This is a genomic window from Pseudomonas serbica (assembly GCF_028823535.1).
GTDB lineage: Bacteria > Pseudomonadota > Gammaproteobacteria > Pseudomonadales > Pseudomonadaceae > Aquipseudomonas > Aquipseudomonas serbica.
This window is the reverse complement of sequence record NZ_JAQIYM010000020.1, coordinates 92,161-106,796: the sequence shown is the minus strand read 5'-3', so window position 1 is coordinate 106,796 and position 14,636 is coordinate 92,161. Positions and strand designations below refer to the sequence as shown.

The window sequence follows — 14,636 nt, the reverse complement described above, 5'->3', positions numbered from 1 at the left end:
CCAGGGCAAGACCACGACGACCGACTATGTGTACAACCTGGCCAGTCATGCCCGTACGGGAGAGTCGGTGCTCAATACGGTCAGCACGCTGCGGGGTTTCAATCGCGAAACAAAGTTAGTCACCCAGCAGAATTCGCTGTTCCATGCCGCACCGCTAAGCACCCTCGATGACAACGATGTGGAAATTGCTTACGAGTATGACCTGCTGGGTCGGGTGATCAAGGAGACCGTGGCGCCGAATTCTGAACAATACAAAGCCAGCCGCACTTATAGCTACGTACTCACCGGAGGCGGGGCTGAGCAACCCATTCAATACGCTATCGACGTCAAAGGCGTTGAAACCAGAACCTGGCTGGACGGGTTAAACCGGGTGGTCAAAGAAGAGCGGCGGGACGCTGACGCGCTAGGGGGCGATTCGCAAGCGTACCGGGAGACGTACCGAGCGATATACAACAACCGTCAGCAGATGATCAGCGAAACCGTTACTGACTGGGAGCGCGAGAAAGACGTGCCATTGACCAGCCGGTTCAACTACGACGATTGGGGCGAGCAACGCAGTGTCATTCGGCCCGATGGTGTCGAGGAACACGAGGTCAGCGACCCGATCAGGCTGACCGTCACGCAATGGCTCGACGGCATGGGTAAAACTGTGACCAGGAACAACCTGTTCGAAAAGCCGGAAAATGTCAGTCGTTACCAGGCGGGTGTTGATCCGGACGCTGCAGATGCTCGGCCATACAGCGAGCACGAGTTCCATTATGACGGTTTAGGTCGCACTGCCGAGGAATTCGATGCGGTGGGCAACTGGACACGTTATGAATACGATGCGTTCGACCGTATGACAAAAACCGTACTGCCCGACGAGAATGCGGTGGAACGCGAATACGCCGTACATAGTAGCGAAGACCTACCAATCAAGATCAGCGTCAACGGCAATGTGCTGGGGGAGCAGGAGTTCGATGGGCTTGATCGCATGACTGTGTCGATTACCGGTGGCCGTAAAAGCGTCTACGCCTTCGATCCGGGGCAGCGCCAGCCCAAAAGCGTCACGCGTCCCAGTGGTGTTGATACCCACTATGTCTATCGGCCAGAGCTAGGCGAGGAGCCGGAGCAGCGGATAGCCGTGGAGAGCACTGCGGACTACACCTATGACGGCCAAAACGCCCGCTTGATCATGACTGAAGAAATCGACGAAGCGGGGATTACTCATAGCCTTGTCCGTGAGTATTTCAGCACCGGTGAATTGAAACTCGAAGAACGCGGGCAGACCGGTGAAAAGCCTCTTTGCATGTATTACGAATACAGCCGACAAGCTAGGTTGATCAGTTACACCGATGTGCTTGGCAACACTCAAACGTACGATTACGACGATCATGCCCGCTTGATTGCCACGCAATTGGGCAGCACGCGATCAACCTTTGTCTACAACGAGTTGGGGCAACTCCAGACAATCGAAACGATTGACGGCCAGCAGAGGCTGAAGATCGACCTTGAGTACGATGATTTCGGCCGTGAGGTACTGCGTAAGTTCGACCTTGGAAATCAGATCTTCCAGAGGTTGAGCCAAGCGTATGATGAAGTGGACCGGCTCACCCGGCGAGTCCTGACGCAAGGTACGAAAACTGTTTTGCGTGACGAATCCTACCAGTATGACGTGCGTGGACGCCTGGTCGCTTACACCTGTTCCGGAAGCCAGCCACCCGTAGATCCCTATGGCAAAGTGATCCAGAGCCAGTTGTTCAGCTTTGATGCGCAAGACAATATTGACTTCCTGGAGACCCGCTTCGAGGGGGGGACGCATTCAATCTTTTTTGAGTATTTCAACGTGGAAGACCCCTGTCAGCTGACGGGGCTTACCAACCAACTGACTCCTGCAGAGCCTGACAATCCGAACTATCCAGAGCGGATCGATTTTACCCACGATGCCGACGGCAACCTGTTGCTGGATGAATTCGGGCGCCTGTTGGGTTACGACAGCCTGGGTCGTTTGATCACCGTCAGTGAATTGTCCGGGGAAAAGGCCATTGACTATAGCTATGACACGTTGGACGCTCTCAGCGGCAGCAGTTCCGGTAGCGGGAACGAACGACGTTTTTACCGCAATGGTGAGCTGGCGAACCAGATCCAGGGTGACGACAGCAGCACCTTCCTGCGTGGCGAAGGAGTTGTGCTCGCCGAGCACCAGGCAGGTGCTGGCCCAAAGTCCCTACTGCTGGCCAGTGATGACAAGAACAGCGTCTTATCCGAGGTCACTCGGGACGGGGCCGAGGATATCGCTTACTCGCCGTATGGTCACTGTCCTGATGACCTGGGAGGGAGCAGCCGGTTGGGTTACAACGGTGAGCTGAAGGATATGCAAACCGGTTGGTATTTGCTCGGGAATGGATATCGGGCGTTCAATCCGCTGTTGATGAGGTTTCACAGCCCGGACAGTTGGAGTCCGTTTGGGGAAGGGGGGGTGAATACGTATATGTATTGCTTGGGGAATCCGATTAAGCATACAGATCCGACAGGGCACGGTGTGGGAGGCTCATTCCTGAGATTTTTCGGAATCGCGACAAAAGCTAATAAAGTCGCACAAACTCAAGCAAGTGAGGCTGTTGCAAATATTGCGAAGGAAGCCCAACAAAATGCTAAACCATTGGTTTTAAATGCTGTCGACACGCGACCAATGCGCAACATATCCACCGCAGGTAAAACTGTTACAGTGAAAACTCTGGAGCATAATCTGATTGCGAAATCAAACCGTGAGATACAAGTCTTGCAGGATAAAGTTACGCACAATAACAAATGGTTGATGGAAGTTAATTTAGGCGAGCGCTTGGCCAAGCCCAAACAAGTGAGCGCTGTGGTAGCGCAGAATGCGGGGTTTAAAACTTCGCAGCAAGCTATTAAGGCCGCGGCACTAAAAGAGGTTAACGATCGCCCTCCAACATTTGACACCGCAACAGCACGATCCGCAGAGCCACCCACCTATAAAAAGGCTACCAATATTCGTAAAAACAATCGCAAACCAAAGTAACGTTAAATGTAGCATTGTTGTTTCTCACAAAACCTGTCGGCACTGCATTACTGTGTAATGTAGTGCCGAACTACGGCTCTCGATCAGCCCCCTAACCCACTCACTCGCGCAAACTCCACCAACCCACCGTCATGGTCAAGCCCCAACTTGTCCATGGCGGTGCGTTTTTGCCTGCTGATGGTTTTTTCGCTGCGATTCAGTTGTGCGGCGATCTGCCGGCCGGACAACCCTTGCACAAACAACCGCACCACCTCCAGCTCCCGTTCGGAAAGACTCACCAGGGGCGCTGCCGCGCTATTGGAGGGTAGTGCCTGAGCATTCAGAATCCCGGCAAAGGTCGGGCACAGGTAGAGCCGTCCATTGCTGACGATTTGCACTGCCCGTTTCAGTTCACTCATAGGGCTGCGTTTGTCGAACAGTCCACGAACGCCGGTGTTGAGCAACGCCTGCAGCAGGGAAGGGTTGCGCAGCATGGTCATGACAATCAGTGGGATGTGCGCGAAGTGGCGTTTCAGATAGCCCATCAACGCCAGGCCATCGGGAAAGCGCCCATAAGGCATTGAGTAGTCGCTGATCAGCAAGTCGCATGGGGTGCACTCCATGTACCTGATCAGCTCGTCGGCGTTTTGGGCTGTGGCGACTATCGTGTTTGTCGGGCGGGAAGGAAGGGACAGGGTCATTTCGGCGCCCATCAATACCACAGGGTGATCGTCGGCAAGAATGATGCGTAGCGTGTTGTCCGGGCGGTGCCTGTACGACACGGGCGCATCGATACAGGCACTTTCGCAAGGGGGATAAAGCCATTCAGTTTGAGGCGTCTGATCCAGATTCATGAATTGTCTCCACAGGGTCGATGCCACGCTGACCTCTGTGCAGATGCTGGTTCAAGGCAGTTGAATCAACCCCAGATCCAGCGCCATGACTAAGGCGACCCAGCGTGACCTCACGCCGAATTTTCGGCGGATATTGCAAAAGTGGTAGTTCACACCAGCCTCGGTGCAGCTGACGATCTGGCCGATTTCCCAAGAGGACTTGCCAGCGGCACTCCACTGCAAGACTTCTTTTTCCCGCGTCGTGAGTTTTATCCCGGGAGGCTTTTCACTTTCCTGGGGTTGAAAACTGACCTGAGCGGGGGTTGAGCGACCTGACACGGTAGTGGTGCGGTACATAATTGAATCTCCCATTCATCATCATTGACGGCGTGGGCGCGGCAGAATCTTCCTACTTCTAAAAGGCATGGTTCGCGCGGCCGTCCTTCAGGCACCTGGTTTCAGGGCTGGAGGCTCGGGTTCCTTATAGCGCGAATCAATTCACTTGGAACCTGTCACAAATTACAGGTAGGGAACTTTAATCAGGCGCTGAGGAAACGGCTGTCAGCTAGGCGGCCCAATGTTTGTAGGAGATATCTCTGAATTTCTGTTGCCAAATCCGTTCGTCGATTTGAAAGCGGTGCTGGCGCGTTGGGTGAATTGAGATAGGGTTGACTCAGGAACTCGCGCGACTGGAGAACTACATGCGCTATTCAGGCTTGACCCAACGCATCGCCGGTGAAGGCGCCGCGGCCTGGCAGATTCATAACCGTGCGCTGGAAATGCGCGAACAGGGCGTCGACGTACTGCTGCTATCGGTCGGCGACCCGGATTTCGATACACCCAAACCCATCGTTCAGGCGGCCATCAACAGTTTGCTGGCCGGCGACACCCATTATTCGCAAGTGCGGGGTAGTCGGGGCTTGCGCGACAGCATTGCCTTGCGTCACCGGCGTCGAAGCGGCCAGGTGGTGGATGCCGACCACGTGATCGTGATGCCCGGCGCGCAATGCGCAGTGTATTCGGTCGCGCAGTGCCTGCTCGATCCAGGGGACGAAGTGCTCGTCGCCGAGCCGATGTACGTGACCTATGAAGGGGTGTTTGGCGCTTGCGGGGCGACGGTGGTGCCGGTGCCGGTGCGTCCGGAGAACGGCTTTCGGGTCGATCCGGCGGACGTGGCGGCCCGCATCACCCCCAAGACCCGCGCGCTTTTGCTTAACAGCCCGAACAACCCCTCCGGTGCCAGTTTGTCGCTGATGATCTGGCAGGAACTGGCGTTGCTGTGTCTGCGTCACGACCTGTGGCTGATCAGCGATGAGGTCTACGGCGATCTGCTGTACGAAGGCGAACACATCAGCCCGGCGAGTCTGCCGGGCATGGCCGAGCGCACCGCGACCATCGACAGCCTGTCCAAATCCCACGCCATGACCGGTTGGCGAGTGGGGTGGGTGATCGGGCCAAAACGCTTGAACGATCATCTGGAGCATCTCTCGTTGAGCATGCTGTTTGGCATTCCGGAGTTCGTGCAAAAGGCTGCGCAACTGGCGCTTGAGAAAGACCTGCCGGAGGTTGCGTTGATGCGCGAAGAGTATCGCCAGCGTCGCGACCTGGTGTGTGCGAGCCTCAGGCACTGCCCGGGTATCCGGGCCATTCGGCCGGATGGCGGGATGTTCGTGATGGTCGACGTGCGCCAGACCGGGTTGACCGCCCAGCATTTCGCCGAGCGGTTGCTGGAAGGCTATGGGGTGTCGGTGCTGGCGGGGGAGGCGTTTGGGCCGAGTGCGGCGGGGCATATCCGCATCGGCTTGGTGGTGGACCAGCGCAAGCTGGCGGACGCCTGTAGGCGCATAGCGCTGTGTGCGATGGACCTTCTGGAAGCGCGGCGAGCCTGAGAAACTTTCCGTGTTTGTGCTGGCCCTTCGCGAGCAAGCCCGCTCCCACAAGGGATCTGTGAACGCCTCAGATCTCGTGTGGGAGCGGGCTTGCTCGCGAAGGCTGCCTGACAGGCGCCAATTATGTCAGCCCCTCCACGCCGCGCCATTCACCAGGTTCTTCGGACGTTCACCCGCCAGCGCCGCCAGCAGATTGTCCACTGCACACCGGGCCATGGCCTCCCGCGTCTCATGGGTCGCCGAGCCCATGTGTGGCGTGGCCACCACGTTGTTCATCTGCAACAACGGCGAGTCGAGGTTCAGCGGTTCGCGTTCGAACACATCCAGCCCCGCCGCACGAATCTGTCCGGCACGCAGTGCCTCGATCAGCGCCGCTTCGTCGACTACTTTGCCCCGGGAGATGTTGATGAAGAGGGTTTCGGGACGCATCTGCGCAAACTGATCCGCGCCGATCAGGCCTTCGGTTTCGGCAGTCAACGGCAAGGTCAAGCAGACGAAATCGGCTTGCTGCAACAGGTCCGGCAGGCTGCGGTATTGCGCGTTGAACCGCTGCTCCACCGCAGGTTTCGGCGAGTGGCTGTGGTAGATCACCGGCATGCCAAAGCCGAAGTGACCGCGCTGGGCCAGTGCTTCACCGATGCGCCCCATGCCGATGATGCCCAGGGTCTTGCCGTGCACATCGCTGCCGAAATGAGCGGGACCGATGTTGCGGGTCCATTGCCCGGCACGAACCATGTTGGCCAGTTCCACCACACGCCGCGCAGTCGCCAGGATTAGCGCAAAACCCGTATCGGCAGTGGTTTCGGTCAGCACGTCCGGCGTGTTGCTGAGCAGGATGCGCCGTTCGGTCAGGTAGTCGATGTCGTAGTTGTCGACGCCCACCGAGACGCTGGCGATGGCTTCCAGGTTCGGTGCCAGGTCCAGCAGTCCGGCGTCCAGCTTGAGGCTGGCCCCCAGCAAGCCGTGCGCGCGGGGCAGGGCCTCGCGCAGACGGGCCAGGCCTTCGGCGTCGAGGCTTTCGATCAGCGTCACGTCGGCCTGCTCGTGCAAGCGGGCCATCAGCAGTGGCGAGAGTTTCTTGTACAGAACAACCTGCTTTTTCATTGTCGTCATCCAATCAGGAATGGGCAGCGGTGCGCGTCAAGGCGACCGTGGGACGCTCCCGGTCGCTGGCGCCGGGCTTGAGGAAAATCGTCAGCACGACCGAGAGCATCAACGCACCGCTCATCAATAGATAAGAGGCGCCCGGCGAACCGGTGGAGCTGTTCAGGTAGCCGACCAGATAAGAGCCGCCGAACGAACCCAGCGCGCCCATGCTGTTGATCAGCGCCATGGCGCCACCGGCTACGTTGGCCGGGAGGATTTCCGGAATGATGGCGAAGAAAGGGCCGTACGGCGCGTACATGCAGGCGCCGGCGATCACCAGCAAGGTGTAGGACCACCAGAAATGCTCGGCGCCCAGGGCGTAGGATCCATAAAACGCAAACGAGGCGATCAGCAGAGGCGGCCAGACGAAGCGCTTGCGTTTTTGCAGTTTGTCCGAGCCCCAGGACACCAGCAGCATGCCGATCACCGCCGCCAGGTAGGGCAGCGCCGACAACCAGCCGGCCTCGACCATGTCCATCTGCGCGCCAGCCTTGAGGATCGATGGCAACCACAGCACGAAGCCATAGACACCGATGCTCCAGCAGAAAAACTGCAGGGCCAGGATGATCACTTTCGGTGAGCGGAAGGCTTCGGCGTAGTTCTTCACGGCCTTGATGCCGACCTGTTCGGCGGCCAGCGCGCTTTCCAGGTCCTGTTTTTCCTGGTCGTTGAGCCACTTGGCCTGGGACGGGCGATCATCGGCCAGGCGCCACCAGATAAATGCCCAAAGTACGGCCGGCAAGCCTTCGATGATGAACATCCAGCGCCAGCTGTAATGCTGCACCAGGTAGCCCGAGACCACCGACATCCACAGCATGGTCACCGGGTTGCCGAGGATCAGGAAGGTGTTGGCCCGTGAGCGTTCGGCACGGGTGAACCAGTGACACAGGTAGATCAGCATCGCCGGCATCACCGCGGCTTCGACCACGCCGAGCATGAAGCGGATGACGATCAGCCAGTAGGCGTTGGAGACGATCCCGGTCAGGGTCGCCAGGCTGCCCCAGAGGATCAGGCTGACGAAAATCAGTTTCTTCACGCTGTGCTTCTGCGCGTAGATCGCCCCCGGCACCTGGAAGAAAAAATAACCGAGGAAGAACAGTGCGCCGAGCATCGACGACAGGCCCGGGGTGATCATCAGGTCGGCGGCCATGCCGGAGGCGGCGGCGAAGCCGTAGTTGGCCCGATCCAGATACGCCAGGCTGTAGGTGATGAACACGATGGGCATGATGTACCACCAGCGGCGGGTGGCGAGCGTTGCGGTTTTCATGGTGATGCTCCTGAGCTTGTTGTTTTTGTCGCAGCAGGTAACGGATGGATCTTCAGTGACTGTTCGGGCCCGTTCGCGAGCGGGCCCACATTGGATTTAGGTCCGACACAAATTCCCTGTGGGAGCGAGCCTGCTCGCGAAGGCGGTCTCAAATTCGGCGGACATTTCGGCTCGGGTCGGCAACCCCTCCATATCCCCACGGCTCTGCACCGCCCGGCTGCCAATCCAGTTGGCGCGCTGCACGGCGTCGGCAAAGCTGTGGTTTTCCAGGAGGGCGCTGATCATGCCGACGGCAAAGCCATCGCCTGCACCCACGGTGTCGACCACCGTCTGCACCGGTACGCCGGCGACGAAACCTTGATCGAGATGTGTGCGGTAGTAGGCGCCATGAGGGCCGAGCTTGATCGCCACGGCTTCGGCGCCCTGGTCGAGATAGAACGCGGCGATGTCGGCCGGGTCTTCGAAACCGGTCAACAGCCGACCTTCGCTCAGCCCCGGCAGCACCCAGTGGGCGAGGGCGGCGAGGCGGTTGATTTCGCTGATCATCTGCCGCTCGCTGGCCCACAGGCTCGGGCGCAGGTTCGGATCGAACGACACGCTGCGCCCGGCCTGGCGCATGCGGCTCATCAGCTCGAACGACATCTGCCGCGCGGTTTCCGATAGCGCCGGAGGAATGCCGGTGGCGTGCAGGTGACGGGCCTTGAGCAATTCAGGCACGATCGAATGGGGCGAGAGGTGACTGGCCGCCGAACCGCGCCGAAAGTATTCGACCGCCGGGTCGCTGCCGTCTTCAGTGCGGGACTTGAGTTGGAAACCGGTGGGATGCGCGGCGTCGATGTCGACGTGGCGGCAATCCAGGCCTTCCTGCTCAAGCGTGTCGATGACGAACCGACCCAGCGAATCGGCACCAACCCGACTCAGCCATGCCACCTTGAACCCGAGCCGCGACAAGCCGATGGCGACGTTGCTGTCGGCTCCTGCGATACGTTTGTGAAAAGCGCCGACGCTGGCCAGGTCGCCGGCCTGTTCGGCGACGAACATCGCCATGGTTTCACCGAACGACAGAATATCGATCTCAGACATGAGCACTCTCCACTCGCGATTGGCCCAAGTGGGCGAGGGCCGTGACATGTTCGGTGGTCAGTTGCACCAGGTCGTCGCCCTGCAACGGATATTCCGCCGCGCGCATAACGCCTTGGGCCATGTGCCGCAGCAGCTGTTCCCACTGATGCAGGTCGCTGGCGGCCGGTGCAATCGCGACCAGTTTGCCGTCGGCGCGGCGCGTCACCGCTTTGCAGTGCACGTAGCCGACATGCCGACCGAGCAAGCGCGCGGCACTGGCAGGTGACTGGTCCTGCCAGTGCCAGTTGCCGATGTCGAAGGTCATCTTGATCGGCAGCTTGTGCTGTTCGACTTCATTGAAAAAACGCTGGAAGGGTTCGATGCGGCCGCCCTGCAGGGTCTGGTCGTTCTCTACCAACAACTGCACGGCGCTCTGCGCGAGTGTGCGGCTCAAGGCCAGCAGGTCACTGTTGTCGGTGAAGTAACCCAGCGACACTTTCAGCCATTTGGCGCCGAACGCCTGGGCGCGTTGCAGCGCGGTGATCAGGTCAGGATTGGGTTTCGACTGGCCGGCCAGCCACAATTCCATCGGCGAGGAGTACACGCTTTCAAGGCCCCGGGCCTGAGCGGCGTCAGCCAGTTGAGCGGGGTCTTCGACGGTCAGCAATTCTTCACGCCATTCAATGCGCGTGGCGCCGGCGGTGGCCAGTATCTCGATGAAACTGCCCTGGCCGCGCTGGCGCACAAGGTCGGCGCCGTAGCTGGACAGGCTGATGGAAACGGCGGGTTTATTCATTGTTATTTACCTCTGAAACCGGTTTCATTTTTGTTCAAAAAAATGGCTGTAATTGTTGTGGTGCTCTTGAGGGCCCCTTCGCGGGCAAGCCTCGCTCCTACAGAATTCACGTCGTTTCAAAATGTGCGCATGACGTGTAGGAGCGAGGCTTGCCCGCGAAGGCGTCCTCACGCTGAAACACGCCGTGTTGTCGACCCCCGCACCACCAACCGCGCCGAAAAATCCAGCGTCCGCACCGGCCCGTCATCCCCGCGCAAACGCTTGAGCAAACACTCAAACGCGCTGGCGCCAATCTCGGTGGTCGGTTGGGCGAGGGCGGTGATGCCGCTGCCCACCAGCGGGTACCAATCGAGGTCATCGAGGGCGATCAGGCCGACATCCTCGAACAGGTTGCAGGTGAGTTCGCGCAATGAGTGAGTGCTGGCCAGCGCCGCAATGCCGTTCGCGCAAAACAGCGCTTTCGGGCCGGGGCCAGGTGTGTCGAGGAAGTTTTTCAGATTCGCCGTCAGGTCGCTGCCGGTTTCAATGATTGCCCCGCGAAGCGACGGCCGCTGCTCGATCTGAGCCTTGAAACTGCTGACCCGCTCGATCCGCGAACTGGTGCCGTCAAACGGCTCGGTCACCAGCAACACATCGCGATAGCCGCGCTGTTCAAGGTGATTGAGGGCGATGTCGATGGCCTGCGGGTTGTTCAGTCCGACCATATCGCTTTCAAGCTGCTCGACCTTGCGATCCACCAGCACCAGGGGCATTTCCCGGTGCAGCTCAAGCAGTTCGTCACGATGATGGCCAAGGGTGTTCACGATCAGGCCTTCGATGTTGTACGAGCGCAGCAGGGCCAGGTGCTGGCGTTCCTGCTCGTCGTCGCGGTCGGTGTTGCACACCACCAGGCTGTAGCCGTGCTGACGGCAGGCGGTTTCCACCCCGTGCATCACGGCAATCGAATAAGGGTTGCGGATATCGGCCACCAGCATGCCGATCAGGCGAGTGCGCCCGCGTTTCAGGCCGCGGGCCATCTGGTTCGGGCGATAACCCAATTCGGCAATCGCCTGCTCGATGCGCTGGGCAATGGCATCGGAGAGCAACGCGCGGTCATCGCCGATGAATCGCGACACACTGGCCTTGGAGACCTTGGCGTGTTCGGCCACGTCGAGCATGGTCACGCGGCTGCGCTGGGCGGCGGAGAAGTCGTTCACGGTCTGAAACCTTCTTATTGGATTTATTAGGTCAAGTGCCTGGCACTGAAACCGGTTTCAGAAGACACCAAAAACCAATCCGCCGTCAAGTCCCTGTGATGATTCGGACCGACGGGTGGCGTTTAAGTCAGCAAGAACACTTTGTCCGGCGTGCTCTGATGCCGGGCTCGGCGACAGTTGAGTTGTGCTGCACCGCTTGCCAGTGCGGATCGTAAGCATGGCTGCACCTGCGAGGCGGACTGCCGGATTATTTAACGCCCTTGGCGAGGGCGATGGCTAGAAGGTTTGTGCACGGGTCAGTTGAACAACCCCGCCGCAATGTTGATCGAAAACCCGAGGATCGCCGTGTTGAACAGAAAACCGATCAGCGACTGCGCCAACACGATCTTGCGCAAATTCCGAGTCGCCACACCGACATCGGACGTCTGCACCGCCACGCTGATGGTGAACGAGAAATACAGGAAGTCCCAGTAATTGGGGGTTGTGAGCCCTTCAGCAAAACGCAGGGCCTGGTCTTTGCCGTCCCAGGTGTAGAACAGGCGGGCGTAGTGCACGCTGAAAATGACTCCGATCAGCAGCCATGAACCGATGACCGTCAGTGCGGTGAATGCGTAATGCAGCAGTTTGCGAGAGGTTTCCAGGTCCTTGGTGCCGGCCAGTTCGAGGGTGATGGTTGCCAGGCTGGCAATCGCCGCAATGCACACCACGAACAGCACCAGTCCGGCGTTTTCATCTTCGATTTCGGCGATACGTTTCACGTCCGGTGCTTTGGACCGTGCAGTGAGCCAGAGCATCAATACCAGATACATCCAGACCCCGGTATTCCAGCCAATGAGGATTTTGCTGATGATTGAATCGGCCGGAGCCAGAATGCCCACCGCGACACCGAGGGTGGCGGCGGCGGACAGGCGAGGGTGGGTGCGGGCGAGGAAGGGCATGAAGGCTCGATGGGTCAGGGCTTTGCAAACACCTTAGCTCAAGGCCGGCCGAGCTGACCACAATGCTCAGGCCAACAGTAGTCTCAGGAGGCGTGCCACTTTGCGGAAGGCGGCGAGCATAAGCATAAAAACAGCGGTGCGCCACTAACAGTCCTGCTAGTGGTGCTGCAGACGCGAACACCCTTTAATGAAAAACCTGAAGGGCTTTAGAGGAAGGAGTTCGCGGATGAATGCTCATGAAAACCCATCGCGGCTGTCGATGAGTCAATCGTTCAGCGCCATTGAAGAAGTACTGGACTGTCGCAATCTGGCGACCGCTCCCATCATTCAAATGGCGCCTGACCCTAGATTAGTTGCCGGGAACGCCGTGTGGCTGACCTGCACGGGGACCGGGATGGATCAAGGTGAGTCAACGCTGCAACTGCTGAGCGCGTTCATCCTGGGTGCCACAGAGCAATGCCAGGGGTTGCAGCAGGAACTCTCACTGGATTATTTGCAGAACCTGAAGCACGAGTCTGAGCTGACGGTCACCTTGTCGATCTCTGGAGAGGGAGGATCGTCCGTTATTGATCAGATGACGATTCAGGTTCTGACATCGCCTGGGGCTGGAATGGCACTCCCCTATCAACCGGGCGCTCTGAAAGTGACGGACGCTTCAGAGACGGGCATCCAGATCGCCTGGCTCAATAATCTTCCAGGACAGCCGACTGGAAATCGGGTGAAATGGGGGCTTGAGCTGAGCGAGCACACTACCATCGGCGTGAAAGACTTGCCGTTAGCTCAATCAAGAATCTGGATCGAAGGGCTTGTTCCTGAGACTAAATATTACTTCTTCGTATACCACACCAACGCTGAGGGGGAATCAATTCCCGCGACGATCAGCTGGACGACCCACGCCGCCACTTCTCCCCCCGACAGCCCTACGAATCTGAACGCCGTACCAACCAAAAGTACGATGGCACTGACCTGGTCCGGTCCTGCCAATGCCACCGGTTACAAAATCGATTACGGCGTTGCGCCCAGCGGCGCAGCGACCCCTACCACCTCGCTCACTCCTGTCTGCACGATCAGTGGTCTGGTATCCAATACCAATTATTACTTCGACGTTCGCTCGTCTAACAGCAAGGGCGATTCGTCCCCCACACGCATCATTAAACAGACGTTGCAGGTTCCTGAGGCGCCTGCTGGTCTGCGCGCAACGCCCGCCGTTACCACGATGGATCTGACATGGTCGCGTCCCTCGGGGACTATCGAGCATTACATTCGCTATGGCGTCGAACCGAACGGCGCGATTCAGACTCTGAAGACACCAGACATCCGCCATACGCTGGAAGGTCTTACAAAAAACACGCTGTACTTTGTGGAGGTGACCGCTGCCAATTACAACGGCGAATCATTGCCGGCACGGATCACGCAAAAGACCCAAGACGGGCCGGCCATACCGTCCAAGCCGGGGAGTGTGCGCGCCGATGTCACCTACGACAAGGTTCGTCTCGTTTGGGTCGCTTCAGCGCAAAAAGCCAGCTATGAAATCACCTACGGCCTGCTCGATAAATACCCTGAAATTATTGGGCGGCAGACAACTGAGTATTTAACGGATGTCATCAGGTATCTAGCCCCTGATACCCGTTACTTCATCGAGGTTCGCGCCTTCAACGTCAGTGGCCATTCATCTCCCTCACAGACCCAGGCCCTAATCGGTCCCGACATGACGCAACCTCGTGGTTTGCGCAATCCCGGCGCAACGTTCTGCGAGGCATTGCTGACCTGGGAAGCGCCAGTGGACGTCTCCTATCTGACTGGCTACGAAATCACCTGCCCGGGGCTGGCATCTGCACAAACCACTGCGCTCCAACACGTGGCCACTGGTCTGGTCCCCGAGAAGGACTATGTGTTCAAGATTCAGCCCCTCAGGCAGGCAGGCCCCGCCCCGGCGTTAACGGCATCGATGAATGTTGTGACCCACGATCGAGTGCGTCCAACCCGGCCGCAAGCGCTCAAGGTCACACCGTCAACGCCCGGCACTGCAACGCTGAGCTGGCGCGCCGCTGAAGACAATGTGGGCGTGATCGGTTATGAAGTCCGGCGCAATGCAGGGAGTTGGGCTGCGGTGAGCGGAACCAGCCTGGTTGTCACCGATTTGATAGAAGGCATCCGCGATACGTTCGAGGTGCGCGCTACCGATGCCGCAGGAAACCGTTCCTTGGTTGCCGTCGTCAAAGCGGGTGTAAGCGCCAGTGAGCCTCTTGACCTTCGGATTACGGCAAACTGGAATCGCACAGTCGCCATTGCCTGGGATGCACCCATTGGCCACATACCGCTCGGCTATAGCGTCCGGATTCTAGGGAAAACAACGGATATCCAACAAACGTCTCACACCGTGTTCAACATGATTGTCGGCCTGCCAGTACAAATCTGGGTTCAAACCAGGCTTTCTGTTGGAGACGTTTCGGAATGGGTTCACATTTGGGTTACGCCAAAAGTGTAGTGCTGAAAGCCATTGCAAGG

At 58.6% G+C, this 14,636-nt stretch carries 11 protein-coding genes and 1 pseudogene; 3 read left to right on the top strand and 9 right to left on the bottom strand.

Features of this window, described 5'->3' with window-relative positions:
- Positions 1-67 precede the first annotated feature (67 nt).
- Positions 68-3,022, top strand: a complete 2,955-nt coding sequence (locus tag NQL71_RS27060) for an RHS repeat-associated core domain-containing protein (protein WP_274643654.1) — start codon at positions 68-70, stop codon at positions 3,020-3,022.
- An 83-nt stretch (positions 3,023-3,105) separates the two neighbouring features.
- Here NQL71_RS27060 and NQL71_RS27055 read toward each other — a convergent pair whose 3' ends face one another.
- Together NQL71_RS27055 and NQL71_RS27050 are read right to left on the bottom strand one after the other, a co-directional pair.
- A complete protein-coding gene (locus NQL71_RS27055; RefSeq protein ID WP_248687101.1) occupies positions 3,106-3,855 on the bottom strand; it encodes a response regulator in 750 nt (249 codons plus the stop codon).
- Between the two features lie 51 nt (positions 3,856-3,906).
- Positions 3,907-4,191, bottom strand: a complete 285-nt coding sequence (locus NQL71_RS27050; protein ID WP_274643653.1) for a helix-turn-helix transcriptional regulator — start codon at positions 4,189-4,191, stop codon at positions 3,907-3,909.
- Between the two features lie 344 nt (positions 4,192-4,535).
- Between NQL71_RS27050 and NQL71_RS27045 the strand changes: the two genes are divergently transcribed.
- Complete coding sequence (locus NQL71_RS27045; protein WP_248687107.1) at positions 4,536-5,723, top strand: pyridoxal phosphate-dependent aminotransferase; 1,188 nt, start codon at positions 4,536-4,538, stop codon at positions 5,721-5,723.
- Positions 5,724-5,849: 126 nt separating this feature from the next.
- Here the strand turns inward: NQL71_RS27045 and NQL71_RS27040 are convergent, their stop codons facing one another.
- The 7 genes and pseudogenes from NQL71_RS27040 to NQL71_RS27015 form a co-directional block, all read right to left on the bottom strand.
- On the bottom strand, positions 5,850-6,827 hold the full coding sequence (locus NQL71_RS27040; RefSeq protein WP_274643652.1) for an NAD(P)-dependent oxidoreductase: 978 nt from the start codon (positions 6,825-6,827) through the stop codon (positions 5,850-5,852).
- Between the two features lie 13 nt (positions 6,828-6,840).
- Positions 6,841-8,136 (bottom strand): MFS transporter, encoded by a 1,296-nt coding sequence (locus NQL71_RS27035; protein WP_274643651.1) that lies wholly within the window; start codon positions 8,134-8,136, stop codon positions 6,841-6,843.
- Between the two features lie 96 nt (positions 8,137-8,232).
- Positions 8,233-9,219, bottom strand: coding sequence for a sugar kinase (locus NQL71_RS27030; protein WP_274643650.1), 987 nt, complete (start codon positions 9,217-9,219; stop codon positions 8,233-8,235).
- Positions 9,212-9,994, bottom strand: coding sequence for a sugar phosphate isomerase/epimerase family protein (locus tag NQL71_RS27025; RefSeq protein WP_274643649.1), 783 nt, complete (start codon positions 9,992-9,994; stop codon positions 9,212-9,214). The genes NQL71_RS27030 and NQL71_RS27025 overlap by 8 nt, the downstream gene beginning before the upstream one ends.
- Before the next feature lie 167 nt (positions 9,995-10,161).
- The gene (locus NQL71_RS27020) at positions 10,162-11,190 is read right to left on the bottom strand and encodes a LacI family DNA-binding transcriptional regulator (RefSeq protein WP_274643648.1); all 1,029 of its coding nucleotides are present in this window, start codon (positions 11,188-11,190) and stop codon (positions 10,162-10,164) included.
- Positions 11,191-11,318: 128 nt separating this feature from the next.
- Positions 11,319-11,410 (bottom strand): annotated as a pseudogene (locus NQL71_RS36890) (AraC family transcriptional regulator); the annotation flags it as partial.
- 76 nt (positions 11,411-11,486) lie between these two features.
- The gene (locus NQL71_RS27015) at positions 11,487-12,128 is read right to left on the bottom strand and encodes a DUF1345 domain-containing protein (protein ID WP_248687098.1); all 642 of its coding nucleotides are present in this window, start codon (positions 12,126-12,128) and stop codon (positions 11,487-11,489) included.
- A gap of 226 nt (positions 12,129-12,354) precedes the next feature.
- On the opposite strand from NQL71_RS27015, the gene NQL71_RS27010 reads away from it, so the two are divergent.
- Positions 12,355-14,616 (top strand): fibronectin type III domain-containing protein, encoded by a 2,262-nt coding sequence (locus NQL71_RS27010; protein ID WP_248687097.1) that lies wholly within the window; start codon positions 12,355-12,357, stop codon positions 14,614-14,616.
- Positions 14,617-14,636 lie beyond the last annotated feature (20 nt).

Bases quoted from the DNA above. Each gene is read 5' to 3' on its own strand.
- NQL71_RS27045 (WP_248687107.1), top strand. From the start codon at position 4,536: ATGCGCTATTCAGGCTTGACCCAACGCATCGCCGGTGAAGGCGCCGCG.
- NQL71_RS27030 (WP_274643650.1), bottom strand. From the start codon at position 9,219: ATGTCTGAGATCGATATTCTGTCGTTCGGTGAAACCATGGCGATGTTC.
- NQL71_RS27040 (WP_274643652.1), bottom strand. From the start codon at position 6,827: ATGAAAAAGCAGGTTGTTCTGTACAAGAAACTCTCGCCACTGCTGATG.
- NQL71_RS27050 (WP_274643653.1), bottom strand. From the start codon at position 4,191: ATGTACCGCACCACTACCGTGTCAGGTCGCTCAACCCCCGCTCAGGTC.
- NQL71_RS27055 (WP_248687101.1), bottom strand. From the start codon at position 3,855: ATGAATCTGGATCAGACGCCTCAAACTGAATGGCTTTATCCCCCTTGC.
- NQL71_RS27010 (WP_248687097.1), top strand. From the start codon at position 12,355: ATGAATGCTCATGAAAACCCATCGCGGCTGTCGATGAGTCAATCGTTC.
- NQL71_RS27035 (WP_274643651.1), bottom strand. From the start codon at position 8,136: ATGAAAACCGCAACGCTCGCCACCCGCCGCTGGTGGTACATCATGCCC.
- NQL71_RS27025 (WP_274643649.1), bottom strand. From the start codon at position 9,994: ATGAATAAACCCGCCGTTTCCATCAGCCTGTCCAGCTACGGCGCCGAC.
- NQL71_RS27015 (WP_248687098.1), bottom strand. From the start codon at position 12,128: ATGCCCTTCCTCGCCCGCACCCACCCTCGCCTGTCCGCCGCCGCCACC.